The sequence below is a fragment of the Bradyrhizobium ingae genome, assembly GCF_055791185.1.
The window spans coordinates 41,055-65,509 of record NZ_JBVUBB010000026.1 but is presented as its reverse complement, the minus strand read 5'-3'; the positions used below and the strand labels follow the sequence as shown (position 1 = coordinate 65,509).

General features: G+C 61.1%; 23 protein-coding genes. 19 read left to right on the top strand and 4 right to left on the bottom strand.

Annotated features, from left to right (window positions below; genetic code table 11):
• Positions 1 to 29: 29 nt before the first annotated feature.
• Entirely contained in the window at positions 30 to 1,196 is a 1,167-nt protein-coding gene (locus tag ACV1FX_RS29260) for an enolase C-terminal domain-like protein (protein ID WP_473121032.1), read from the top strand.
• A gap of 70 nt (positions 1,197 to 1,266) precedes the next feature.
• Positions 1,267 to 2,226, top strand: a complete 960-nt coding sequence (locus tag ACV1FX_RS29255; protein ID WP_473121031.1) for a GntR family transcriptional regulator — start codon at positions 1,267 to 1,269, stop codon at positions 2,224 to 2,226.
• On the opposite strand, the gene ACV1FX_RS29250 is transcribed toward ACV1FX_RS29255, so the two are convergent.
• Positions 2,205 to 3,521: an MFS transporter gene (locus tag ACV1FX_RS29250; protein WP_473121030.1), complete on the bottom strand. Its 1,317-nt coding sequence runs from the start codon at positions 3,519 to 3,521 to the stop codon at positions 2,205 to 2,207. The genes ACV1FX_RS29255 and ACV1FX_RS29250 overlap by 22 nt on opposite strands.
• A 415-nt stretch (positions 3,522 to 3,936) precedes the next feature.
• Here ACV1FX_RS29250 and ACV1FX_RS29245 point away from each other — a divergent pair, with 415 nt between their 5' ends.
• The 14 genes from ACV1FX_RS29245 (at position 3,937) to ACV1FX_RS29180 (ending at position 18,737) form a co-directional block, all read left to right on the top strand.
• Entirely contained in the window at positions 3,937 to 5,076 is a 1,140-nt protein-coding gene (locus ACV1FX_RS29245) for a SphA family protein (protein WP_473121029.1), read from the top strand.
• Between the two features lie 420 nt (positions 5,077 to 5,496).
• A complete protein-coding gene (locus tag ACV1FX_RS29240) occupies positions 5,497 to 6,816 on the top strand; it encodes an ABC transporter substrate-binding protein (RefSeq protein ID WP_473121028.1) in 1,320 nt (439 codons plus the stop codon).
• 38 nt (positions 6,817 to 6,854) lie between these two features.
• On the top strand, positions 6,855 to 7,586 hold the full coding sequence (locus ACV1FX_RS29235; protein WP_473121027.1) for an ABC transporter ATP-binding protein: 732 nt from the start codon (positions 6,855 to 6,857) through the stop codon (positions 7,584 to 7,586).
• A complete protein-coding gene (locus ACV1FX_RS29230; RefSeq protein ID WP_473121026.1) occupies positions 7,573 to 8,316 on the top strand; it encodes an ABC transporter ATP-binding protein in 744 nt (247 codons plus the stop codon). Before ACV1FX_RS29235 ends, ACV1FX_RS29230 begins: the two co-directional genes overlap by 14 nt.
• Positions 8,303 to 9,169, top strand: coding sequence for a branched-chain amino acid ABC transporter permease (locus tag ACV1FX_RS29225; protein ID WP_473121025.1), 867 nt, complete (start codon positions 8,303 to 8,305; stop codon positions 9,167 to 9,169). Before ACV1FX_RS29230 ends, ACV1FX_RS29225 begins: the two co-directional genes overlap by 14 nt.
• A complete protein-coding gene (locus ACV1FX_RS29220) occupies positions 9,169 to 10,149 on the top strand; it encodes a branched-chain amino acid ABC transporter permease (protein ID WP_473121024.1) in 981 nt (326 codons plus the stop codon). The genes ACV1FX_RS29225 and ACV1FX_RS29220 overlap by 1 nt, the downstream gene beginning before the upstream one ends.
• On the top strand, positions 10,149 to 10,928 hold the full coding sequence (locus ACV1FX_RS29215; protein ID WP_473121023.1) for an SDR family NAD(P)-dependent oxidoreductase: 780 nt from the start codon (positions 10,149 to 10,151) through the stop codon (positions 10,926 to 10,928). Before ACV1FX_RS29220 ends, ACV1FX_RS29215 begins: the two co-directional genes overlap by 1 nt.
• 13 nt (positions 10,929 to 10,941) lie before the next feature.
• Positions 10,942 to 11,781 (top strand): cytochrome b561 domain-containing protein, encoded by an 840-nt coding sequence (locus tag ACV1FX_RS29210; protein ID WP_473121022.1) that lies wholly within the window; start codon positions 10,942 to 10,944, stop codon positions 11,779 to 11,781.
• 192 nt (positions 11,782 to 11,973) lie between these two features.
• Entirely contained in the window at positions 11,974 to 12,633 is a 660-nt protein-coding gene (locus tag ACV1FX_RS29205) for a TetR/AcrR family transcriptional regulator (protein ID WP_473121021.1), read from the top strand.
• 161 nt (positions 12,634 to 12,794) lie between these two features.
• Positions 12,795 to 13,934 (top strand): alpha/beta hydrolase family protein, encoded by a 1,140-nt coding sequence (locus tag ACV1FX_RS29200; protein WP_473121020.1) that lies wholly within the window; start codon positions 12,795 to 12,797, stop codon positions 13,932 to 13,934.
• Between the two features lie 33 nt (positions 13,935 to 13,967).
• The gene (locus tag ACV1FX_RS29195) at positions 13,968 to 14,258 is read left to right on the top strand and encodes a subunit of meta cleavage enzyme (RefSeq protein ID WP_473121019.1); all 291 of its coding nucleotides are present in this window, start codon (positions 13,968 to 13,970) and stop codon (positions 14,256 to 14,258) included.
• The gene (locus tag ACV1FX_RS29190) at positions 14,246 to 15,100 is read left to right on the top strand and encodes a DODA-type extradiol aromatic ring-opening family dioxygenase (RefSeq protein ID WP_473121018.1); all 855 of its coding nucleotides are present in this window, start codon (positions 14,246 to 14,248) and stop codon (positions 15,098 to 15,100) included. The genes ACV1FX_RS29195 and ACV1FX_RS29190 overlap by 13 nt, the downstream gene beginning before the upstream one ends.
• The gene (locus ACV1FX_RS29185) at positions 15,093 to 16,217 is read left to right on the top strand and encodes an FAD-dependent monooxygenase (RefSeq protein ID WP_473121017.1); all 1,125 of its coding nucleotides are present in this window, start codon (positions 15,093 to 15,095) and stop codon (positions 16,215 to 16,217) included. The genes ACV1FX_RS29190 and ACV1FX_RS29185 overlap by 8 nt, the downstream gene beginning before the upstream one ends.
• Before the next feature lie 183 nt (positions 16,218 to 16,400).
• On the top strand, positions 16,401 to 18,737 hold the full coding sequence (locus ACV1FX_RS29180) for a xanthine dehydrogenase family protein molybdopterin-binding subunit (RefSeq protein ID WP_473121016.1): 2,337 nt from the start codon (positions 16,401 to 16,403) through the stop codon (positions 18,735 to 18,737).
• A gap of 59 nt (positions 18,738 to 18,796) precedes the next feature.
• On the opposite strand, the gene ACV1FX_RS29175 is transcribed toward ACV1FX_RS29180, so the two are convergent.
• Positions 18,797 to 19,498 (bottom strand): dienelactone hydrolase family protein, encoded by a 702-nt coding sequence (locus ACV1FX_RS29175; RefSeq protein WP_473121015.1) that lies wholly within the window; start codon positions 19,496 to 19,498, stop codon positions 18,797 to 18,799.
• Between the two features lie 17 nt (positions 19,499 to 19,515).
• Positions 19,516 to 20,406, bottom strand: coding sequence for a Vgb family protein (locus ACV1FX_RS29170; protein ID WP_473121014.1), 891 nt, complete (start codon positions 20,404 to 20,406; stop codon positions 19,516 to 19,518).
• 108 nt (positions 20,407 to 20,514) lie between these two features.
• Here ACV1FX_RS29170 and dctP point away from each other — a divergent pair, with 108 nt between their 5' ends.
• Genes dctP through ACV1FX_RS29155 form a run of 3 tightly spaced genes read left to right on the top strand, consistent with a single transcriptional unit; the run spans position 20,515 to position 23,395 of the window.
• A complete protein-coding gene (dctP, locus tag ACV1FX_RS29165) occupies positions 20,515 to 21,537 on the top strand; it encodes a TRAP transporter substrate-binding protein DctP (RefSeq protein WP_473121013.1) in 1,023 nt (340 codons plus the stop codon).
• A 14-nt stretch (positions 21,538 to 21,551) separates the two neighbouring features.
• Positions 21,552 to 22,070, top strand: a complete 519-nt coding sequence (locus tag ACV1FX_RS29160; protein ID WP_473121012.1) for a TRAP transporter small permease — start codon at positions 21,552 to 21,554, stop codon at positions 22,068 to 22,070.
• Positions 22,071 to 22,090: 20 nt separating this feature from the next.
• Positions 22,091 to 23,395, top strand: coding sequence for a TRAP transporter large permease (locus ACV1FX_RS29155; RefSeq protein WP_473121011.1), 1,305 nt, complete (start codon positions 22,091 to 22,093; stop codon positions 23,393 to 23,395).
• Between the two features lie 38 nt (positions 23,396 to 23,433).
• On the opposite strand, the gene ACV1FX_RS29150 is transcribed toward ACV1FX_RS29155, so the two are convergent.
• Entirely contained in the window at positions 23,434 to 24,444 is a 1,011-nt protein-coding gene (locus ACV1FX_RS29150) for an amidohydrolase family protein (RefSeq protein ID WP_473121010.1), read from the bottom strand.
• Positions 24,445 to 24,455 lie beyond the last annotated feature (11 nt).

Below are 24,455 nucleotides of genomic sequence, written 5' to 3'. Positions count from 1 at the left end.
TCCGCTCGATCAACCCCATCTGGACGGCCATGAGCAAGATCAAATCCATAGAAATCGTAGACTTCACCTTTGAGGCGCCGAACCTTTACCGGATCGGCTCAGGGCATCGTATCGGGTTCAAGAAGGGCGGCTCGGTCACGGTCACCAAGAATGCCATTGCCATCGAGACCGATGCCGGCGAGCGCGGCGAATATGTCACCAATTGGGGTGCAAGCCCGGGCACGCGCGGCGAAATGGACATGCTCGCGCCGTTCCTGGTCGGGCGCGACCCGATGCACCGCGAGGAGATACATGACGATTGCAAACGCGAGATGCGACAATGGTCGGGTCTCGGTTATGGACCGCTCGATATCGCGCTTTGGGATCTTGCCGGCAAGAAGTACGGCGCCTCGGTCAGCGAGCTCCTCGGCGGCTATCGCAAACGTTTGCCGGTGTATGCCTCGACTTATCTGGGCGATGACGACGGCGGCTTGGACTCAAAGGAAGCCTATGTCGCGTTTGCCGAGGAGTGCTACGAGCGCGGTTTCCGCGCCTACAAGATCCATGGGTGGAATGAGGGCGATGCACGGCGCGAGGCCGAAAATGTGCTCCATTGCGCCAAAAAGGTCGGCGATCGCATGGTGCTCATGCTGGATGCGGGCTGCCAGCTGCGCAAATTTTCGGATGCGCTCTATGTCGGCAAAGCATGCGACGAGGCCGATTTCTTCTGGTACGAGGACCCGATGCGCGATTCGGGGCGCTCGGCCTTCGTGCACAAGAAGCTGCGCGAGCTGATCAAGACGCCTATCCTGATCACGGAATATATCCGTGGCCTCGAGCCGAAAGCAGACATCATCGTTGCCGGCGGCACCGACTACCTCCGCGTCGATCCCGAGTATGATTTCGGAATCACCGGCGCCATGAAGACGGCGCATCTGGCGGAATCGTTCGGCCTCGACTGCGAGGTTCATGCCTGCGGACCTGCAATGCGTCACGTGATGTCGGCAATGCGCAACTCGAACTATTACGAGCTGGCCTTGGTTGGCCCGAACATGCCGAACATGGTGGCGCCGGTTTACACTTGTGGTTACACTGACCAGCTCGATTGCGTGGGCAAGGATGGCTGCGTGGCCGTGCCCGAAGGGCCGGGACTGGGCGTCGCCTATGATTGGGGCTATATCCGCAAGAACGCGGTCGCGACCCGCATTTACAAATGAGGGCGCGGCCGATGTGATAGATTGCGCGCGGGAAAGTGGATGAGGGACCGGCATGGCCGGAGCGTAATTGATGAACTTGTCCAGGCTCGCCTATGAGACGCTCAAGCACAACATCGTCATCGGGAAGCTTCCGCCAGGAATGATTCTCGAGGTAGCTCCCCTTGCGCGCGCTTTGTCGCTCAGCCGGACAACCGTTGCATCGGCACTGGACGCGTTGGAAAGCGAGGAGATGGTGCGAGCGGCGGAGGGGCGCGGCTATGCGATCGGTTTGAACGAGCCGCCTTTCCGCCGTGAAATCACGGGCGCCGATCTGATCCTGCCGAAACACTATGAGGAGCGAGTCAGTCAGCGAAGCTGGCGCTCCAAATTCTACCCCAAGCTGGAGGAGGAGATCGCTGCCTGCCTGTTGTTCGGCCGCTTCGCGATCAACGCCAGCCGCTTGGCCGAATACTACGGGGTCAGCCGGACGCTGGCGCACGAAACGTTGGTGCGGCTCGAACGTCTTGGACTTGTGCGTCAGGAATCCTCGCGCTGGTATGCAGGCCGGATGACCGCGGAGGATCTCAAGGCTCACTATGAGATGCGATGGATTCTCGAGCCCCAGGCGTTGCGGAGTGCGGCAACCCGCGTCGACAAGGCCATCGTTACCGAAAGGGTGGAGCGGGCGCGTCTGTTTCGCGAGCGTCCGAAATCCCTAACCGTCGAGCGTCTTAACAGGCTGGAGCGGGACCTGCACATCGACATTGTCTTGCAATGCGCCAGCCGGCCCATGGCGGAGGCGATCAGGCGCAGTCAGCTGCCACTGATCGCGACGAATATTTCCTTGAGCCATGTGAAGGGCATGTCGTCGCGGCAGCGGGCGCTTGACGAGCATCTGGTCGTCCTGGAGGCGCTCGCAGCTGGCAATATCGCAGGTGCTGCTCACGCACTCGAAGCTCATCTGCGCTCGTCCTATACGGCGGTCGAGCCCATGCTGCGCAATGTCGGAAAGGATTGGCAGGCGCCGCCCTATATGGTGTTGCAGGATTGAGCTCCGACCATCGGGGTTCGGCGATCGCCAATTGTTCCCCGCGTCACGATCAGCACGAGCGCGGCTCCGAGGAGTGACAGCACGCCGGCGACCGCGAATGCGATGTTGAAGCTGCCGAGATCGTTGACCAGATAGCCGGTGACGATCGGTGCGAGCATGCCGAATGAATTGCCGCCGAGCGTAAGGAAAGCGAACGCGCGGCCTGCGTCGGCGTAGGATTGCAAGAGATCGTTGGTGAGGGCGTAGTTCCAGGACACTGCGCAGGCGCTGAATGTCAGCGAAATCGCCATGAGCGCAATGACCACGTTGATCGAGTCCGTGTAGGGCGCCAGCAATATGGTGGCAGTCAGCAGCATGGCCACTGCGACGGCGTAGCGGCGATTGCCTGCCTTGCGGCCTTGCTCGGTCAAGAGCCGATCCACCAACGAGCTCAGGACAAGGCATGCGACGACGGCGGTAGCGTAGGGGATGGCAGTATAGAATCCGCTCTTGAGAACGCTGAGGCCGCGTGCCGTCTGTAGATAGCCCGGGAGCCAGGCCAGCAGCATGTATTGAGTGTAGGTCATACAGGCTGCGGTCGCGGCCACGCCCCACATGGCCGGCGACATCGCGAGTTGCCGGTAGCCAAGGCCGGCGGAATCCGCCGCCGATTGTGGGGGGATGCGGCGCTCGTCCAGGATCTTCCTGCGCTCGGCGTCGCCCAGCCATCGCGCCTTTTCGGGAGTTTGAAAGAAGAATAGCCAGATCGTGAGCCAGACCAATCCGAAGCTGCCGGTGACGATGAAGGCCGTGCGCCAACCGAAATCCACGACAAGCCACGCCACAACAGGGGCGCCGAAGGCGGGGCCGGCGAAGGATCCCGTAATGTAGGCGGCTGTCGCCAGACCGCGCTCCTTGTCGGGAGCCCACTCGCGAATGACCCGATTCGCCGCTGCGTTGGTCGGAGACTCGAACGTGCCCAACCCGAGGCGGGTGATAACGAGGGTCACGAAATTGGTCGTGAATCCGGCCAGCATCTGAAACACGGACCAGCAGCCGACGGCAATCGCCACGATACGTCTTGTTCCAAGACGGTCCGTCGCGGCTCCTGCCGGAAGCAGGCAAAAGACGTAGATCCAGAGAAACGACGAGTAGAGATATCCCAACTCAATCGGAGTCAGCTTGAACTCTGACGCGATTGAACTTCCGGCCACTGAGATCGTGACTCTGTCGATATAGTTTATGACCAACAGAAAGAACAACAGCGTATAGACGAATATGCGCCTGAAGCCGCCCACCAGATGTCTCCCCACCATTGACTTTGTTGTAGAAGCGACTCGCCGAAAGCAGCTGGAGCGCCTTGCGGTCGGGGTCACTCGCTTCCGGCCATCTTCGCCGAAGCCGTACCGTTATTTCTGTCTGTCGGCTTGGAACGCCGATCTTCGATAGGAAGATAGCTCTCCGAACTGCGCTGCGTCCAAGGCCAGTTTTGCATTCCATTGATGCTGGACATTTATCGATGTTCGGAGTCGCGCAGCACGCGCGTGACAGCTTCGGTAACGCACCGCGAAGATGCGATGCTCGCAGTTGGCGCCCGCGGATCGTTACCGATCCGCCTCCGTTCGGCTGAGCAGATCGGCAACTCGCTCTGCCGGAGGCTTCGGGAAAGCGCCGCCGGTCTTCCAAGAGCGCGCAACTTCGCTATTGACAAAATATTGAACGCAGTCATTTATGATCAAAATCAAAATCGATCATGTTCAAAAAAGATGCGTTTTCTCCGATGGGGTGTCTAGGGAGGGGCGCAGTCGAGACAAGAAACGACGGATCGCGCGGGATGAAAGCGCCTCAACAGGCGTCAACCACCAGGGGGAAAACATGAGAACGGTGCGTACCTTGATTGCTTTCACGGCTGCCGCCTCAGCGATGGCAACGCCGGCGCTCGCATACGAATTTGGCTCTCCCGGTTGGGCCCAAAAGCCCGGCATCACCATCGGTGCCAGTGCAGGCGATCCACCCCCGGGCATCTATAGTTTCAACCAGGCGCTGACCTATCAGACCAATCTCACCGGGCCAGGCAATGCGCTGCTGAATCCCACTGGTACGAAGACCGGCGTGCAGGTCGCGGCCGAGGCAAACGGTCTCTTGTTCGTTCCCGGCTGGACGTTTCTGGGCGCGACTTACACTGCAGTCGTCGTTCAGCCGTTCATCATGGCCAGCGTCGGCAATCCCGTGAACGTCCAGATGGCCGGAGTTCACAACACCTATGTCGTGCCGGCTGAATTGAGCTGGAAGCTTGGCGACAGCGGCTTCTTCATCAAGACTGGCCTTGGCATCTACGCACCGGATGGCACGATCACCGGCGCCAACGGACTGGGCAACATCGGCAATCCCTGGTGGACATTCCAGCCCGAGTTTATTGTCTCCTACTTGAAGGATGGCTGGAATCTGACCGCCAACTTCTATGAGGAATTCAATACGAAAAACACGATCACTCAGTACCAGAGCGGCAACGTCTTCCATGCCGATTTCACGGCGACCAAGACCATCGGGAAATGGACGGTGGGTCCGGTCGGCTATTACGTCGGCCAGGTCAGCGACGACAAATCCAGCGCCTTCTATGGCAACGCCATCAACGTCAACAGATACAATATATGGGCCGCGGGAGCACTGGTCGGCTACGACTTCGGGCCCGTCGCGTTGAACGTTTGGGCCCTCAACGAGTTTTCCGCGAACGCGTCCGGAGGTACTCCGGCTGCGGGAGTGGATACTGCGACGATCACGAAAGGCTTCTCGGTGTTCGCGAACCTGAGCTTCCGTCTCTGGGCGCCCGATCAGCCTGCTGCACCGAAGTCTCCATTGTACCACAAGTAGCCGAAGGAGGTGCCCATCCTTCGTCCGTCCTGTTGCTCAGGGCGCATCGTGCGAGAAGCCTCGAGTCCTGTAAAAATGGACTCGAGGCTTTGGCTTTTCCAACCGGGGCCTTCTACCTGACGCCGCATTTTTTCGGACCCCTACGCAGCGCATCGAGCTCATTGCGCTAGGGTCGGGCGGCGGCGCAACGCCGCTTTTTTCATTTAGGCCGCGGGTTCGCGCCGGCGGAGCCTTTAACCAGCCGCTTGTTCGCCGGGTCCGCATCCATCAACGCAACTCATCGCGAAGCCGCCGGATTCACGCTTGACAATAAATATGAACGCGATCATTTATGATCACGTTCAAAAAAACTCGGCGTTTCACGCACGAGAGGCATGGGTGAGAAACGAACAGCGATTTCCTCAATCCAGGGAGGGGAGGATGACCAGCAAGAATTCTCAGGAGACCAGAGGGTCGGGACCGACGCGCCGTGACATGCTCAAGGCCGGCAGCGTCGCGGCGCTTGCCGTTGCTGGTGGCGTCCCACTGGCCAACGTCGCGCGTGCCGATACCCGCACCATCAAGATCGGCTACATCTCCTGCATGTCTGGCCCGCGCGCCGACTTCGGGGCCACCGATCCCTGGGTGCTGGAGCGCGTGAAGGCGACGATCAAGAACGGCCTCAATGTCGGGGGCAAGACCTATGCCGTCGATCTCGTCATGAAAGACAATCAGTCGGATGCCAATCGCACCAACACCGTGGCGAACGAGCTTATCCTCCGCGAGAAGTGCGATCTCGTTCTGACCAATGACGGCGAGAACATCGCAGGCGCGGCGGACGAGCTCGCGGACGCGCGCGGGGTGCCGCTGATCTCGACCCTGTCGCCGTGGGAGGCCTGGTTCTTCGGCCGTCATGGTGCGCCCGACAAGGGCTTTCCGTTCACGTTCCACTACTGCATCGGCGCAGGCGACGTCTTCAATCTCTACGCCAACATGTGGAACACGGTGAAGACGAACAAAATCGTCGGCAGTCTCTACATGGATACGCCGGCGGGTCGGGGATTCTCCGACCCGGCGCGCGGCTTGCCTGCAGTATTGAAGAAGACCGGTTATACCGAAGCCCCAGCCGGGTATTTCCAGCTCAGCAACGACGATTTCACGAACCAGATCGCGACGATGAAGAACGCGAATGCGGGCATCGTCACGGGCACGACCTATCCGAGCCATTTCGTCACCTTCATGAATCAGGCCGCGCAAGCCGGCTTCAGGCCCGAGGTGATTACGGTTGCGGGTCCGTTTCTGTTTCCCAGCGGGGTTCAGGCGCTCGGCGATCGCGGTGACGGAATGTCGACAGAGGTCCTCTGGAATCCGCACCTCGGCTACAATTCCTCGCTGACCGGGCAGACCGCGCAGCAATTGGCCGACGAATACGAGGCGTCGGCCGGCAAGCAATGGACCCAGCCGCTCGGCATCTCCCATTCGCTCTGGGAGGTCGGCTTCGCCGCCATCAAGAACGCTGCCGATCCGAAGGACAAGAACTCCCTCCGCGAGGCCATCGCGACCCTCAAGATCGACACGATCGTCGGTCCACTCAACTTCAAGGATTCGCCGATCAAGAACGTCGCAGTGCAGCCGCTGGTTGGCGGCCAATGGCGCAAGGCAAAGTCGGGTAAACATCCGTTCGAGCTCCTGATCGTGAATAGCGGTACGTCAGGGGTGAAGCCCGACGCAGAGCTGAAACTGCTTTCCCAACTCGCCTAGCTGGGAAGATCGACAAGGAATCTCCGTCGCTTGCTCCGATGAACGCGCTTCTCGAAATCAGCGGCCTGTCAAAACGTTACGGCGCAGTTGTCGTTGCCGACGACATCGCATTGTCGCTTGGTGAGCGCGAGTGCCTTGGGCTGATCGGGCCAAACGGCGCGGGCAAGAGTTCGTTATTCAACATGCTGACCGGCGTCATCACGCCGGACGCCGGTCAGATCCGCCTTGCCGGCCGCGAGCTGCGGCCGGCACGGCCCTACAGTCGTGCGCGCTCGGGAATCGTGCGGGCTTTCCAGATTCCGCGACCGTTCGAGCATCTGTCAGTCTACGAGAACGTGCTGACAGCTTCGTGCTATGCCGCCAACCTTGCCGGGCAGGATGCCGAGCAATGGTCGCGCCAAGTCCTTGCGACGACCGGGTTGCTCGCCCAGGCGAATCTTCCGGCAGGCGGTCTGCGTCTGCTCGACCGCAAACGTCTGGAGCTCGCAAAGGCGATCGCCTCGCGGGCAAAGCTTCTCCTGCTGGACGAGATTGCGGGAGGTCTCGCGGAGCATGAGGTAAGCGCGCTGGTGGATCTCGTGGTCGCATTGAGGGCCAACCACGCGATCATCTGGATTGAGCACATCCCGAACACATTGCAGGTCGTGGCCGATCGGATCGCCGTTCTGCATTTCGGCCGCAAGATTCTCGAGGGGCCTCCCGCCGAGGTCATGGCCAGCACGGTGGTACGCGAGATCTACATGGGGATTCCGGCCGATGACGTTGCTTAGCGTTTCCGGCCTGGAAGCCTTCTACGGCGATTTTCAGGCTCTCTTCGGCCTGAACATCGAGATCGCCGCGGGAGAAAGTATCGCGTTGGTCGGTGCGAATGGCGCGGGCAAGACCACATTTCTCAAATGCCTCGCCGGTCTGATCGACGAGAAGCGAGGGACGATCGCGCTGGACGGACGAGATCTGTCGCGCGCTCCTGCGGAGCAGATCGCGCGGATCGGGGTTGCGCTTGCTCCCGAGGGGCGCAAACTGTTTCCCTCGCTCAATGTCGAGGAGAACTTGAAGATCGGCGCATTCAACCGTCGGCCGGGTTACTGGAACTTGTCTCGGGTCTACGAGCTGTTTCCGCTGCTGTCCGAGCGGCGAGCGCAGATGCCGGATACCCTGTCTGGGGGCCAGCAAGGGCTCGCGGCGATCGGCCGCGCGCTCATGGCCAATCCGAAGCTTCTGCTTTGCGACGAGATTTCACTAGGCCTCGCACCTGTGGCCATCGACCAGATCTACGCATCGTTCGCGTCCATCCGCTCACAGGGTACGTCGATCGTCATCGTCGAGCAGGATGTCAAGCGCGCGGCGTCGGCCACTGACCGGATCTATTGCCTGCTCGAAGGCAGGATTTCCCTGTGCGCCAGATCGTCAGAGCTGGATCACGATGCGCTGTCGCGCGCGTATTTCGGAATGGGGCGGTCGGGACCCAAGGAAAAGGAACTCGTCAGTGGTCTGGGTTGAAACCGTCATTAACGGCGCGCTGCTTGGCGGACTTTACGGCCTGTTCGGTGTCGGGCTCGCCCTGGTGTTCGGGGTTACGCGGATCGTCAATCTTCTGCATGGCGAATTCATCGCACTGAGCGCGTTCATTGGCCTCTGGGTGACGACGATCGCGCCGGGCATCCATCCATTGCTTCTGCTTTTGCCCGTCATGGCGCTCTCCTTTGGGCTCGGCTACCTCCTTCAGGCGGTATTGATCGATCGCGCAATGCGGCTTGCCGATCCGCTGGCACCGTTGCTCCTCACATTCGGTCTTTCGGTCATCGTTCGCAATCTGATGGCGGAATTGTTCGGCGTAAGCCCCCGTGCGATCCAGCAGGGCGACTTTCCCCAGGCAAGTTTCGACCTGTTTGGATTCCACATCGGCGTCCTGCCGCTGACCACGCTGGGCATCGCCATCTTCCTTTTCATTCTCCTGCAGTTCCTGTTGCGACATACCGAACTTGGCCGCGTCGTGCGCGCGACCGCGGACAATGCTGAAGTCGCCCGGCTGATGGGGATCAAGCCGACGGTCGTGTACAATACGGTCATGGGCCTGTCCTTCGCGCTCGCCGGTGTCGCGGGCGTGCTGCTTGCCATGCGGACGACCTTTACGCCGTTCTCCGGCGTGGAGCGGCTGTTGATCTCATTTGAGGTCGTCGTGCTGGGCGGACTGGGGTCGTTCTGGGGCGCCATGCTCGGCGGTATCGCGCTTGGCATCGCACAGCTCGTTGGTCTCCGGCTTAATCCAAACTCGGGCTTTCTCTACGCAAATCTGCTGTTCTTCGTCTTCCTCGCGGTGCGGCCGAACGGCATTTTCGGAACCCGGTCGTAATGCGTATCTCTCCGCCGCTTCTCACCCTCGTATTGTTTCTGGTGCTGGTGGCCGCCGGGCCATGGCTTTTTGGTGAAGGCGTCATGGCGCTGATGTTCGAAGCATTTCTGATGCTTGCGATGGCGCAGCTCTGGAATTTGCTCGCGGGGTACGCGGGGCTCGTTTCGATGGGCATGCAATGCTACGTAGGCCTCGGCGCCTATACGGTGATCTACCTGTCGAACACGCTGGAGGTGCCGGCATATTGGGTGCTGTCCGCCGCGCCTGTGCTGTGTGCAGCCTTTGCCGCGGCGACTGCCGTCTTTCTCCTGAGATTGCGCGACGCCTATTTCTCGATCAGCACCTGGGTGCTCGCCGAAATCGTCGCGATGCTGGTCTTCATCGCGCCGGGCCTCGGCCACGTGACGGGGATGACGCTCGTCACCGCTCGGCTGGTCGATTTCGACACGTTTGAGCGGGTCAATTTCTGGTTGGCAGGCGGGATTGTCGCCGCTTCATTCGCTGGTTGTTATCTGGCAATGAAATCGCCGCTTGGCCTCGGCTTGATGAGCGTTCGCGATGATGAACTGGCCGCGAGCAGCATTGGCGTCAATGTCTGGCGCAATCGGTTCATCGCCTATGTTGCGGCTGCCGCGGTATGCGGTCTCGCCGGAGGCCTGAGCTTTACAGCGGCCATGTTCGTCACGACGACCACCGCCTTCGATATGAATTGGGCGGTCGCGATGATCTTCATCGTGATTGTCGGGGGCATCGGAACCCTGGAGGGGCCGATCTTCGGCGCCGTGGTCTACTATGGTTTGCGCGAGATATTTACAGTCGCGTTCGCCCTTCCCGGCAGTTGGTACCTGATCGCAATGGGAACGGTCGCGGTTGCCACAATCCTCTTCGCGCCAAGGGGGCTCTGGCCGGCTGTGAAGCAGAGGTTTGGTCTCGAGTGGTTGAGCGTGCGGAGAATCGTGCCTCAACCGGCCAACGATTAGTGAACGAAAAGGAGAGTGTCATGGGGGCTATGAAAGACAAAGTTTGCATCGTGACGGGTGGGGCCGGTAGCATTGGTCTGGCTAGCGTACGTGCGCTCCTTGCCGAGGGCGCGAAAGTCATGATCGTGGACTTCAAGGAACCGCAGCTGAAACAGGTGGTTGCCGATCTCTCCGGCTATCCGGTTGACTATGCGGTCGCGGATGTCACGAAAGCCGAGCAGGTTCGAAACTATGTTGCCCGAACGGTCGATCGCTTCGGCAAGATCGACGTGCTCTTCAGCAACGCCGGCAACGATGGGCCTTTGATGCCGACCACGGAATACCCGGAAGAGCTCTTCGATTCGATCATCGCGACCCATATCAAAGGCGGCTTTCTGGCGTGCAAATACACCATCCCGCAGATGAACGACGGCGGGAGCATCATTTTGACGTCGAGCATCGTCGGCGTGAAGGGAGTCCCGGGCAATTGCTCCTACGTTGCCGCCAAGCACGGCCTGATGGGGCTGATGCGGTGTGTCGCCAGGGAAGTCGCGCCTCGGAAAATCCGCGTCAATGCCGTGAACCCGGGGCCGATCGACAACGAGTTCATGCGAACCGCGGAGCGGAGCATGAGCCAGTTGCTCGGGCGCGAGGCCGGGCAATTTTTCGACGAGCAGATCCCGATCGGAAGGCACGGAAGGCCCGAAGAGGTAGCGCAGGCCGTGTTGTTCCTGGCATCGAATGCAAGTAGCTACGTCAGCGGCTCGGCGCTGATGGTCGACGGCGCATTTTGTGCCTGATTGGATGTATGCGGTGGTTATTTACCTTTGGCTGGCTGGCGTCGTTGCGGCCTTTGCGCTGACACCGGCCAGCCATGCGAGCGGCATCGAGTGGCTTCTCACGCCGATCAGCGGAGCGGCCGAGCATTCCATCGCCACGACCGCTGCATGGCATGGTCGGCTGATGGTGTTCGCCTGGGCCATCTTGATGCCGGCCGCCATCATCGTTGCGCGATTCTTCAAGGTCACACCTCGTCAACGATGGCCGGGCGAACTCGATAATCCATTCTGGTTCCTCACGCATCGGCGGCTCGGCTACGCACTCGTCGCCGTAACGCTCATTGGCGCGGGTTTCGTCATTCTGGGCGGCGGCGGCAGCTTTGCGCCATGGCGGAGTTTCCACACTTCGCTTGGGTGGCTTGTCGTCATTCTCGGGTTGCTTCAGCTCGTTGGCGCATTGCTGCGAGGCACGCATGGAGGGCCCATCAATCCCTTTACTCGACAGCCAAAGCCGGTGGAGCAATGGCCCGGCGACCATTTCAGCATGACCAATCGGCGTGTCATCTTCGAGTATACGCATAAGGGATTGGGCTACGTCCTTATTCCCGTCGCGATCACGACGATTGCGACGGGCCTTCAGGCGGCGGACGCGCCGCGATGGATGTGGCTCGCGATCGCCCTGTGGTGGCTGACCTGCGTCGTTGTTTTCGTCGCGCTTCAACGGCGTGTCCGTTGCATCGACACCTATCAGGCAATTTGGGGCCTCGATCATACGTTGCCGGGCTATCGCCGTCCGCCCATCGGGTTCGGCATCACGCGATTCACGGAGGGCAATTCCGCCAGCGCGCCGTGGCAAAGACGCCGGACCCGTTGACAGCCTTCGGCGAGAGCTAAAGCGAATCGCAAAGCGTCGGGCCTAGGACCGGCTCGTCGGCAAAGCCCCCGGGGGGCACTGGGCCGTACAAGAGAGGGTCGGCCTCAGCCCGCTGGGGCGAGATCCTCATGGCCCCTCGCCATGGCCTCCATCCGTGAATATATGTGTCTGGGGATTCCTTCGGAGGCACAGGTGAAAGCGGAAAAGGGGCGACGAGAGCTCAACAAGGAGGAAAAGCTGCGCCGCATCAAGGCCGCGGCCGTCAATCTCTTCACGCGGAAGGGATACGACGATACGACAACCCGCGAAATTGCGACCCGTGCCGGGGTGGGGTTGGGCACCGTGTTCGTCTACGCCGAAACGAAACGGGACCTGTTGTTTCTGATCATCAACGATGAGCTTGAAGCTTGTGTGGATGAGGCCCGCCGCGAGCTTGAGAGCAACGGTTTTTCGTTGCTCGAAAGTCTTCTCGTCGTCTTGCGCATTCACTACAGGTACTTTGCGAAGACACCCGTCGTATCGCGAGCAGCACTTCGCGAAATGTTCTTTTACGAGTCGGGCAAGCAGGCGGAGCGGTTCATCAAAACGCGCGAGCGACTGGCAAGGCTGCTACGGGAACTCGTGGCCAAGGCCATCGACGACAAGGTGATTCATTCGGCAGAAGGCATCGACTGCGTCACCGAGACCATTTTTGCCCTCTATCAGGTCCATTTGCGTCGGTGGCTCGCGACTGACAATCCGGACATTGAAGGGGCCATGGTCCAGGTGGGGCGGCAGATCCGTGTGGTCATGCACGGTCTCTCGCCTCGTCCAGAGGCGCTCATCCTGAGACGGACCGCCGCAGGAAAGTGACTATGCTCAAGATTGACACCGTTTTTCGTTGCGTTATTATTGAACATGATCAATTTTAATCGCGCGGCGTTTGTACCGGAGTGTTGAGGACCGGATCACCGGTCGCTTCAACAGCAGGTGGCTCGAACGCGCTGGTAACGCCCGGTGGGAGGAGTGTGACATTGACGGTTCAAGCAGTGGCGGGCGAGCTATCCGGACCTCGTTCGCTCGACAACGCCAAAGCCTGGATGCGGGATCGCCTGGCGAAGCGCGTTCACCCGCTCGGCCTGACGGATCCCGACGCCACCCTACAGACCATCGCTCGGCTCGAGGGTCTCGATGGCGAGAGATGGGCGGCTGCATGGGTCGCAACCGGCAACAGCTTTTTTGACAAAGCCTCTGAATATGAGGCGGCAGGCGACCGCAAGGCCGCACGTGACGCCTATTACCAGGCCTATGGATTCTATTTTCTCGGCCGCTTCCCGTGCCCCAATCACCCAGCCAAGGAAGCCAGCTATGCGCTCGAGCTGAAAGCCTATCAGAAGTTTGGCGCGCTGGCTGACCCGCCGATCGTGCCGGTCACGATACCATTTAGCGCGCCTGACGCGCTGTCATCGGAGATTACCTTCTACTTTCGCAAGCCGAGCCATGTAGCGCGGCCGCCGGTAATGATCATGTGGGGCGGTGTCGATGCCTGGAAAGAGGAGATGACCGAGCTGTCCAACACGCTCATCGCGGCCGGCATTGCCACGATCGCGATGGATAATGTCGGAACGGGGCAGTCACCGATCAAGGCGCGGCAGAACGGTGAGATCCAGTTCCTGCCGGTGATCGAATGGGCACGCCGTCATTCCGACATCGACGGCACTCGGATGGCACTTCTGGGGCGCTCGTTCGGCGGTCACTGGGCGACAAAGCTTGCGCATCAGATGCCGGAAGCGTTGCGCTGCGCCGTCAATTGGGGCGGCGGGATTCATTACATGTTTCAGCGCGACTGGATCGAACAGTCGCGCTATCCGGATAGCTATCTGATGGAGCTGGTCGAGACCCGCAGCCGCATGCTTGGCGCCACCAATGACGCCGAATATGCCGAGGGTTTCCGCGTCCTGTCGCTGCTCGACCAGGGATTGTTGGCGAAACCGAGCGCGCCCTTGTTGCTGGTCAACGGCAAGGACGACAAGCAATGCCCGATCGCCGACATTCACCTTCTGCTCGAGCACGGCAGTCCGAAGACGGTCCGTCTGTTTCCCGGCGGCCATATGGGCTTTGGCCCTCACACGGTGCCCACGATCGTCGCGTGGGTGGCAAATCAACTCAAATAGAAGGCGCGCGGCGTGAGCAACTGGCGACATATGATGCCCACCACGGAGGCCTACCTTCTGGACAAGGTCCTCTATCAACTTCACCACAATGCTGATGACCTGGCCGCCTATAACAGGGACAAGGTCGCGTATCTCGCCCGTTTCAAATTGACCGCGGAAATGGCCGCGAAGATCAGCAACAACGACGTGGCGGGCCTCTACGAGGCCGGCGTCAATCCGTATCTGCTCAGAGCGCATTGCATCGGCGTTCGCATCCCGGAGGATGTGTCGCTCGCAGCCCTGCGCACGCTCATGAAAGAAGGCGACGACAAATGGCTGAGCTGACTGGCATCTACACCGCGAGCCACACGCCGGTGATGCTGAATTTCCCCGAGCGGATCCCGGCGGCATTGCGCAATGAGATATTCGGCGCATACGAGGCGATGGGCCGCGATTTCGAAGCAGGTCAACCCGACGTTCTCGTCGTTCTGTCGAACGATCACCTGCACAACTTCTTTCTCAACAATTTTCCAGCGCTCTGCATCGGCGTCGCGGAGAACTATGAAAGCCCGATCGAGCATTGGTTGAAAGCCAAGCGACGCGTCTTCACGGGGGATCAGGCCTTTGGGGCCTATCTGCTCCAGGCCGCGCTGAACGCCGATTTCGATCCCGCATTCTCAATGGAAATGGTGCTCGATCACGGCTCATTGACGCCGCTGGAACTTGCGGGGCTCGATCCCGCGCTCCCCATCGTCCCTATCCTGTTCAATTGCGTGCAGCCGCCGATGCCGACGATGCGTCGCTGCTATCAATTCGGGAAATTCCTGGGGCAGGCCATTCGCGATTACCCCGGTGTCCAACGTGTCGCCATTCTGGCGACCGGCGGCATTAGTCACGACATTGCGACGCCGCGGATGGGCATGGTCAACCGCGAGTTTGACGAGACCCTTTTGCAGTTGATGGAAGACGGAGATCCGAATCGGGTCGTGCAATACGCCACTGAGCAGGTCCACACGGCCGGAAACGGTGCCGAAGAGATCCGCATGTGGATGGCGGCCATGGGCGCTGCCGGCAATCTGCCGTTCAGGCGCGCCTATTATCGCGCCGTCAACGACTGGTACACCGGAATAGGAATTGGCCATTTCGCGCCGACCTCCGGGAAAAAGACGAGTCCGGCACATGGCTAGTTCCCGGAAGGCGCTCGTCATCGGAGGCGGAATAGCGGGAATGTCCGCGGCCATCGCTATGCGTTCGATCGGCTGGGCCGTCGATCTTTGCGAGCGCGATCCGCAATGGAAGGTTTACGGCGCCGGCATCACCATCACCGGTCCGACGCTGAGGGCCATGGGTAAGCTCGGCATTCTCGACGATGTCCTCAAAGAGGGCTATGCCGCCGATGGGATCGATATCTGCTCGGCCGGCGGCGAGCTTATGTTCGCCATCGATACGCGCGATGACGCGCTTGCTGGCCTTCCGAGTGCCGGCGGGATCCTGCGTCCCACCCTGCACAAGATCATGTCGCGCCGGCTCTTGGCGCTGCGACCCGAAATCATGCTCGGCATCAGCGTTGATAGTTTGGTGGTCGATGGCGACCGGACGACCGCTCAATTCAGCAACGGCGGTGCCGCAAGCTACGATCTTGTCGTCGGAGCAGACGGCATCTATTCGGAGACCCGCCAGCAGTTGTTCCCCAATGCGCTGCCGCCGCAATATGCCGGACAGTATTGCTGGCGCCTGATGATGCCGCGTCATCCCGAGATCGCGCGCCGAACCTTCTTTCTGGGCGGGCCTGCCAAGGTCGGACTGAATCCCGTTGCTCCCGACCGGATGTACATGTTCTACCTCGAAGCGCAGCCCGAGCCCGAGTGGCGTGACGAAGTCAACCAGCATGAGATTTTGAGGTCGCTGCTGCAAGGCTATGGGGGCGTGCTGAAGGACGTGCGTGACGGGCTCAGCCCACAGTCGGAGGTCATCTGCCGGCCACTGGAGACGGTGTTTGCCGGGGAGACATGGGTGCGAGGACACTCGCTCCTGATCGGCGATGCGGCTCACGCCACGACGCCGCAGTTGGCGTCGGGAGCCGGAATGGGGATCGAAGACGGGTTGGTGCTTGGCGAGGAGCTTGGCAATAGCGCCGACATTTCCGAAGCGCTGACGCGCTTCATGGAGCGTCGTTATCAGCGTTGCAAGATGGTTGTGGAGTCCTCGCTCGAGATCAGCCGCCTCGAACGCGAATGTTCGCCGCCGCAGGCCCAGACCGCAGTCGTCGAGAAGGCGCTCGCGGTCCTCAACCAGGAATTCTGAGGGGTGTTCGGCAGAACGAATTATCACGAATCTGCCCCCGTTTCCGGTTGTGAGAAGAAGCTGCTGTTCGTTTTTGGATGTTGGCAGGAGCCTGATTTCAAGAGCCGGAGCGGTTGGCGATTTGCTTTGCACTGCTGAAGGCCAAAGCACCTGACAAAAAAACGGTCGGGCAGGGAGGGGACTATGACGATCGGAAAGCCGGCCCTTCGGGTCGAGGATAAGCGTTTCATCACCGGCGAGGGGCGATATGTCGGCGATATCACGCTCGCCCGACAATGCCATGCAGCGCTCGTACTCTCGCCGCATGCGCACGCCCGCATCGCGGCCATCGACACCTCCAACGCGCTGGCAATGCCGGGCGTTCTGATGGTCTTGACCGGCGCGGATGTCAGAGCCGACCAGCTCGGCGACGTGCCGCCGTTCTTTATGCCGGAGGTGTGGGGCGGACCCAAGGGACATGCGACGTTGCGGCCGATCCTGGTGCACGATCGCGTTCGGTTCGTGGGAGAGCGCGTTGCGGTTGTCATTGCCGAAACGGAAGAGCAGGCGCGCGATGCCGCCGAGGCGGTAGAGGTGACCTATGAAGAGCTGGCCGCGGTGATCGACGCGGAGGAGGCGCTGAAGAACGATGCGCCGATTCTCTGGGATGAATGCCCAACGGGAAATCTGTCAGTCGCCTTGCAGTTTGGTGATGCGGCCGCGACGGCGAAGGCCTTTGCGAGCGCGCATTGCGTCGTCAGTCGCCGCTTTTCGTCCGGCCGCATCGCGCCGGCCTCGCTCGAGCCGCGTGGCTGCATCGGTGACTACAACGTTGGCGAAGATAGCTACACCCTCCACACGAGTTCGCAGGATCCCCACGGCTTTCGCCGGATTCTGGCGTCGGTTGTCTTGAAGATTCCGGAATCGAGCCTGCGTGTGATCTCGCCTGATGTTGGCGGCGGATTTGGCCTCAAGGCGCATATGCATCCGGAGGACGCCATCGTCCTGTGGGCTTCACGAAAGGTCAGACGGCCCGTGAAGTGGATTGCAACGCGCAGCGAAGCCATGCTCACCGATACGCAGGGGCGAGGCCAGACTGCTGACGCCGAGATGGCAGTGAATGCGGAGGGAAGGATTCTCGGGATCCGGGTCCGCGGCTATCACAATCTCGGCGCCTATTTCTGGGGTACTGCGACGCCGCCGCTGTTCTTTTCCATGCAGCTCATCCCGGGCACCTATCACGTGCCGGCCGTCGATCTCAGGACTCATGCGGTCTTCACGAATGTCGCGCCGCTTTCGGTCTATCGGGGCGCCGGACGGCCGGAGGCCGCCTTTGTCGTGGAACGGCTGATGGACGAGGTTGCCGCAGAGCTCGGACTCGACCCCTACGAAATCCGCAAGCGCAACTATGTCGGACCCGATCAGATGCCGCACGCAAATTCGGCCGGCATCACCTATGATTCCGGTGAGTTTGCTCGTGTCGCCGCCGAATGCGTTCAGCTCGCCGATTGGGAGAATTACGCATCACGAAAGGCTGAGAGCGAACGGAATGGGCGTCTCAGAGGGCGCTCAGTCACATCCTATATCGAGATTGCCGGCGTGATGAACGAGCGGATGGAGATTCGTCTCGATCCATCGGGAACGGCGACTATCGTCGCCGGGACCCATTCACACGGCCAGGGACATGCGACCGTTTTCGGCCAGATGGTCTCGGATTGGCTGTCGATCGATCCCAAGAATATTCGCTTCATCCAGGGCGACACCGACAAGGTCTTGATCGGGCGCGGCACCTTCGCGGCGCGCAGTTCAATGCTTGGCGGAACGGCGCTTCTGAATGCGGTACAGGACTTGCTCGCGAAGGCGGGGAGAATGGCTGCCGTGCTGATGCAGGCGCAGGAGGCCGATATCTATTTCGAGTCCGGTCTGTTCAAGTCGCGCTCGTCGAAGGCGACAATGGGGCTGCGCGAGGTCGCCAACTTCTTTTATCTGCCCGCGGGGCCGGTCATGAAGTTTTCTCTCGGCCTCTACGGCGAAGGGACGTCGGCCGGAAAGCCCGGCGCACAACCCAATTTTCCGAATGGATGTCAGGTTTGTGAGGTCGAGGTGACACGCGAAACCGGCGAGATTCGTATCGACCGTTTCATCTCTGTCGACGATGTCGGGCGAGCACTTAACCCGATGATCTGCGAGGGACAGATCCATGGCGGTTTCGCGCAAGGGCTTGGGCAAGCGCTCTGCGAGGAGGTCGTCTATAGCGAGGCCGGGCAACTCGTGAGCGGATCATTCATGGACTATTGCTTGCCGCGTGCCGACCACGTGCCGTCAATGATCACCAAGTTGATCGAAATTCCGAGCACGTCCAACCCGCTCGGCGTCAAAGGCATCGGCGAGTCCGGGACGGTGGGAACGCCTGCGGCCATCGTGAATGCGATTCTCGACGCGGTCCGTCCGCTTGGCGTGCGGGATGTCTGCATGCCGGTCACGCCGGGCAAGCTCTGGGAGGCAATGCAGGCCGCCAGTCGAAAGGCGCTCGAGGCGTAGTTGCGAATACCGATGCGGCCCGCTGCGCGATTGACGCTTGTGTCTTTCCGCCGGCCTGATCAAACGCGCTCGCACAAAGCGCGGCGCAGGGTCGCCAGCGTCCAGTTCGTCGCATAGTCATCATAGTGCGCGATGCCTTGCAGGCGCGCGTCCGGATTGGTGAAGGAGTGGACCGCCTTGCCAAAGGTCGACATCATCCAGGTTGCGCCGGCCGCTTCCATTTCAGCTTCGAACGCGTCGCGCTGCGGCTTGGGCGAGACGGGATCCGCGGCTCCGTGCAGGACGATGACCTCTCCCTTGATGCCTCCTCGATCCGCCGGACGGCTGGTCAGGAGATCGCCATGAATGGAAACGGTGAGGGCCAGATCGGCTCCCGATCGCGCGAGCTCGAGGACGTTCATGCCCCCGAAACAGAAGCCGATCGCTGCTAGTCGGGGAGAGGCGCATTGCGTCCGCGCGACGTCCAGCGCCGAGCGGATCCGAATTCGGACCTCGGCCTGGTCGGACTTCAGCGGGTCGGATAGAGCTTGCGCCTCTTCCATCGTATTGGGACGTCGGCCTGCGCCATACATATCAGCGACAAAAACCGTCGCGCCCCAGCTCGCAATGGTCTGCGCCATGATGATCGCGCCCTGACTGACGCCCATCCAGTCAGGCGCCATGATCGCGAGTGGCTCGGCCGGATTCGCGCTTCCCACGAGAACGCCCTCGTATGGGGCCTCGCCGACGTGATAGGGGACGACGGTCGTCTTGATCGGCATGGTGATCTCCGTCTTGCTTATGGACGCACTTCGCCGATGCATCCGATATCGTGCTGGCTGAAAAACAGCCGCCCGTCGGGAGCGCCAACGATGGCGCGAGCGCCACTGCCGGGTGTCGGGATGTCGTACTCGCCGACCACGGTCCCATCGGTCCTCATCCGGCCGATCTTGTTGGCGGCATTCTCCGTGAACCAGAGATCGCCGTCGGCGCCGGGGGTAACGCCGCGCAACGAAGCGTTGGCGGTCGGCACGCGATGCTCACTGATGTTTCCATCTGGGTCGACGCGTGCAAGCGCGTTGGCATCGGTCAGCACGAACCACAGATCGCCGTTCGGATGAATCGTCAGCGCTCGCGGCTGGCTGTTGCGCGAAGGTGTCTCGATCACATGCACAGAGCCGTCGGGGCGGCGGCATCCGATGCCGCTGCCGGAGGCGAGCGTGAACCAGATCTCGCTGCCACGCACGGCCAATGCCAGCGGCCGGCTCTCGGATGGAATTCCGTCGCGCATTTCAGTGACGGTACCGTCCGGCTTGATCGAGGCGATTTGGGATACGTCAGCCTCCGAGAACCAGACGTTGCCATCGGGGCCGTCGATGATCCCGTTCGGTCCTGCTGCAGGTGTCGGAAGGTCGAATTCCCTGAGAGCGCCGTCCACGGTCAGCCGACCAACCTTGTGACCGGCATATTCGGTGAACCAGAGATTGCCGTCGGGACCGGTGATGATGCCCACTGGCTGGCAATCCGAGGAAGGCAGCGCGATCTCGCGAAAGCGCCCGGTCATGATGTCGAGCCGGCCGATTTTTCCCGTTCCACTTTCGCAGAACCAGAGCCCGCCATCTGGCCCGAAGGTCAGAATGTACGGTCGACTGTTCGATGATGGGGTCTTGTGCTCGACGATCGTTGGCACTGCGCGGCCTCCGCACCCTGGCTGACTCTTGACCTCTCCGAAACTGACACATAGGGTGTCCACAAAGCAATACAAATGTACCGTAATACGGGTCAACGGGAGGTCGGCATGTCCAGCACGCGAGCAATGCCCAAATGGCTGCTCCGCTTCCTTCAAGCCTGCACGATGCTGGCGGCCACGTCGGCACATGCGGAGCCCGTGCACCTCAAACTGGCGATGTTCTCCGCCGACACCGAGATGACGTGGGTTACCGTCATCAAGCCGTGGGCAGATGCCGTCAATTCCGCCGGTCAGGGCGTCCTGCAGATCGATCCGTTTCCGAACGGCGCGCTCGGACGCGCACTTCCGGAGCAGCCACAATTGGTGCTCGACGGCGTTGCCGACATCGCTTTCGTGATCCCTGGTGTGACACCGGGACGCTTTCCGGACAACGAACTGATGGATCTTCCCGGCTTCTTTGGCAGCTCGGAAGAAGCCACCGCAGTCTACATCAATCTGATGAAGAAGGGTGCGCTTCGCGGGTTCGAGAACTATCGCGTGCTGGCGGCAATGGGCACTCCGCCGTTCTGGATCGATTCTCGAAGCAAGATCGCAAGCCTTGCGGACATCAAGGGCAGGAAGCTACGCGGCACAAATCCGAGCCAGAGTGCGACACTGAAGGCGCTTGGTGCGGTTCCGGTCCTGATGCCCGTGAACGAGATCACCGAAGCGATCGGTCGTGGCACGATCGATGGCGCGACCGAGTTTCCCGGGCCACTGCTGGATTTCGGCGTCGACCGCGTGACCAAGTACGATTACGCGCTTCCGGTGGGCGTTTCATCACTGACATTGCTCATGAACAAGGCGAAATACGATTCTCTGTCGGCTGAAGCGAAGGCCGTGCTGGACCGGTTCGGGATGGATTGGATTGGCGCCCGTTTTACCAATGAGTACGGCAGCTACCTGAAGGGGCTGTACGACAAGCTGGCGGCAGACAAGGCGCGCGTGCTTACCAAACCCAGTCCCGATGAGCTCAAGACGGCAAACGAGGTCTTCCAGAACGTCGTCACCGATTGGAGCCGCAAGCGGCCCGGCAATGAGGAACTGATCAAGACGCTCCGGACAGAGCTCGACGCCGTCCGGGCGCGCTGACCAGGCCCGTCATCATGTCAGTGCGCCTCTTTGCCCTCGTTGACACGATATCGAAAGTCTTTGCCGCGCTCGGTCTTCTGTGCCTCATCGCATTTGCGGCGCTGACATTGGCCAGTGGTGTCGGCCGGTCGCTTCTCAGCATGCCGATCGATCTGGTCAACGATGCCGGCAGCCTCATCGTCGCCGTCTCTGTCGCAAGCTGCTTTCCGATCGCCCTCTGGCAGAAATCGAACATCCGCATCAATCTCGCCACGGCTCTGCTGCCTGGCTTGGACAGGGCGCTGGGGCTATTTGCCGACGTGATGGTGCTCGCGGTGATCATCGCCGTTGCGCGGCAGATGTTCATCTACGCCAGAAACTCCGCTGTCGCCGGCGACAGCACGGCCATGCTCGACATTCCGACCGCTCCCGTCTGGTACTATGTCGCCTTCGTCCTGGCTGTTGCGGCCGCGATTCAAGTCGTGATTGTCGTTGACGGCATCCGGCGTGCTTTCGCCGGCGTGCCGCCGCGTGCGGCTCCATCCGTCCACTGACCGGTTGACGGACACGCGGCATGAGCCCACTCGCCATTGGTCTTGTCGGTCTCCTCGCGCTCTTCCTCCTGATCCTGCTCTCGGTTCCGGTGGCGTTTGCGATGATGCTCGTTGGCGTGGTCGGATTTGCCCTCCAGGCCGGATGGGCGCCGGCCCTGACCTTCCTTGCAACCGAACCCGTGCGGCTGCTCGGCAGCATCGACATGGCGACTACGCCGCTCTTCTTGTTGATGGGAGCGTTCGCAAATGAGGCTGGCTTCTCCGAGGACATCTACGTTCTTGCCAGCGCCTTGTTTGGACATCGGCGCGGCGGGCTTGCCTATGCGACGATTCTCGGATCCGCCGCCTTCGGCTCCATCTGCGGTTCGACAACCGCCACGGCCGCGACGTTCGGCCGCATCGCTTTGCCCGCGATGTTGAAGCGCGGCTATGCTGCGAGTTTCGCCACGGGTGCGATTGCCGCGGGAGGTACGCTGAAGTCGCTGATTCCACCGTCGCTTCTCATGATCCTCTACAGCGTCCAGGCGAAGACCTTCATCTTCGATCTGTTCCTCGCCGCCGCCGTTCCGGCGCTGCTCACGATCGTATTCAACATGGTGGCCGTCGCGGCGACGGTACACTCCAATCCCAAGTTGGCCCCGGTCGCTCCGCGTGTGAGTCGCGAGGAGAAGCTCGCCGCTTTGCGCCGCGCCGGGCCGGCGATGGTTCTCCTCGCATCCGTCTTCGGCGGCCTCTACAGCGGGGTCTTCACGGTGAACGAGGCCGCTGCAGTGGCGGCGGTTCTGGCGCTCGCCTTCGCGATCACGCGCCGTCGCCTGAGCTGGCCAACGTTCATGCGGTCACTGTACACCACGGCCGGGACGGCGGTCATGCTGTACATGATCCTGATCGGCGCGTCGGTCTTCAGCTATTTCATCACGCTCGCCCATATCCCCGAGGCATTGCTCGCTTTCATCGATGGCCTGCATCTCTCCCCGATCGGGGTGATCGCGATCCTTCTCGCCGCCTACATCGTGCTTGGCACGATCTTCGAGGAACTATCGGCGATCATGATCACGTTGCCGTTTGTGCTGCCCATCGTCGTGCACGCGGGCTACGATCCGGTCTGGTGGGGCGTGATGAACGTGATCGAGGCCGAACTGGCGCTGATCCATCCGCCGTTCGGGATCATTGTCTTCATGCTGCATGCGCAAGCGCCAGAGATCAGAATGAGCACGATCTATCGTGGAGTCGTTCCATTCCTCGTCGCCGACTTCCTCATCCTCGTATTGCTGACCGTATTTCCTGATCTGGCTCTTTGGCTACCCCGACTGCTGGGTCCGTGAATGAATGGGCAACGACGAAATGCGATCGACGCGATTGGTCACGATCGGGGGAGCCCGAGCAACCGTTCGGCATTCTCGTGCGAAATCAGATCGCGTTCGCGCGGTGTCAGCGCGGCCCCATCGAGGAAGCGAGCCGCCTCGGCATCGTCCTCATAAGGATAGTCGGCGGCGAACAGGATGCGCTCGGCGCCGAGAACGTCGATGCTGAGTCGAAGCGCCGGCATGGACGTGACTCCGGCCGTGGTGATAACGAAATTGTCGAGGAAATACTCGCTCGGCAGGCGTGGCAGTCTGGCGACGGCGCCGATCTTGACCTGCAGCAGATAGCGGTTGTCGATGCGTTGCAGCCAGAACGGAATTCCTTCGCCCATATGGCCCAGGATGACCTTCAGCTTCGGGAAGCGCGCAAACGTGCCGGACATGATCAGGCGCATGGCGTGAAGGCCGGTCTCTACGGCAAAGCCCCAGCCGGCGAAATAAAGGCCATAGTCGAGGAAGGGTGTGACCAGGCTCGGGGCCGGCTCGCGCGGGTGCAGATACATCGGCAGGCCGGTCGCCTCCATCGCCTCGAAGATCGGCGCATAGTGGGGCGCATCGAGATATTCGCCGAAGGTGTGGGAATTGACGATCAAGCCGCAGAGCCCGAGCGTCTTGATCCGTTCGATCTCGCGGGCGGCGGCCTCGGGGTTCTGCGGCGCGATCGCGCCGAGCCCTGCGAAGCGGGTCGGCGCGGAGCACACTGCGTCGGCCAAGGCGTCGTTCGCGTCAGCGGCGAGGCGGGTGGCGAGCTCCGAGGTGAAGACCTGCACGCCGGGCGAGGTCAGTGACAGCACCTGCATGTCGATGCCGACCTCGTCCATATGCGCAATGCGCCCCTTGCCGATATCGAGCAGCCGAGAATGCAGGAGTGCGTTGCCGGGCGTTTCGGCAAGAATGCTTTCGCCCATCTTGGCGAAGCCCGGTTCGACGTCGGCCCGTGCAAGAACCTTCTTCCATTCCGCCGCAATGTCGGCAGTGACGAATGCTTCCTCGATCGCGATGCGCTTCACGCGGTTCTCCC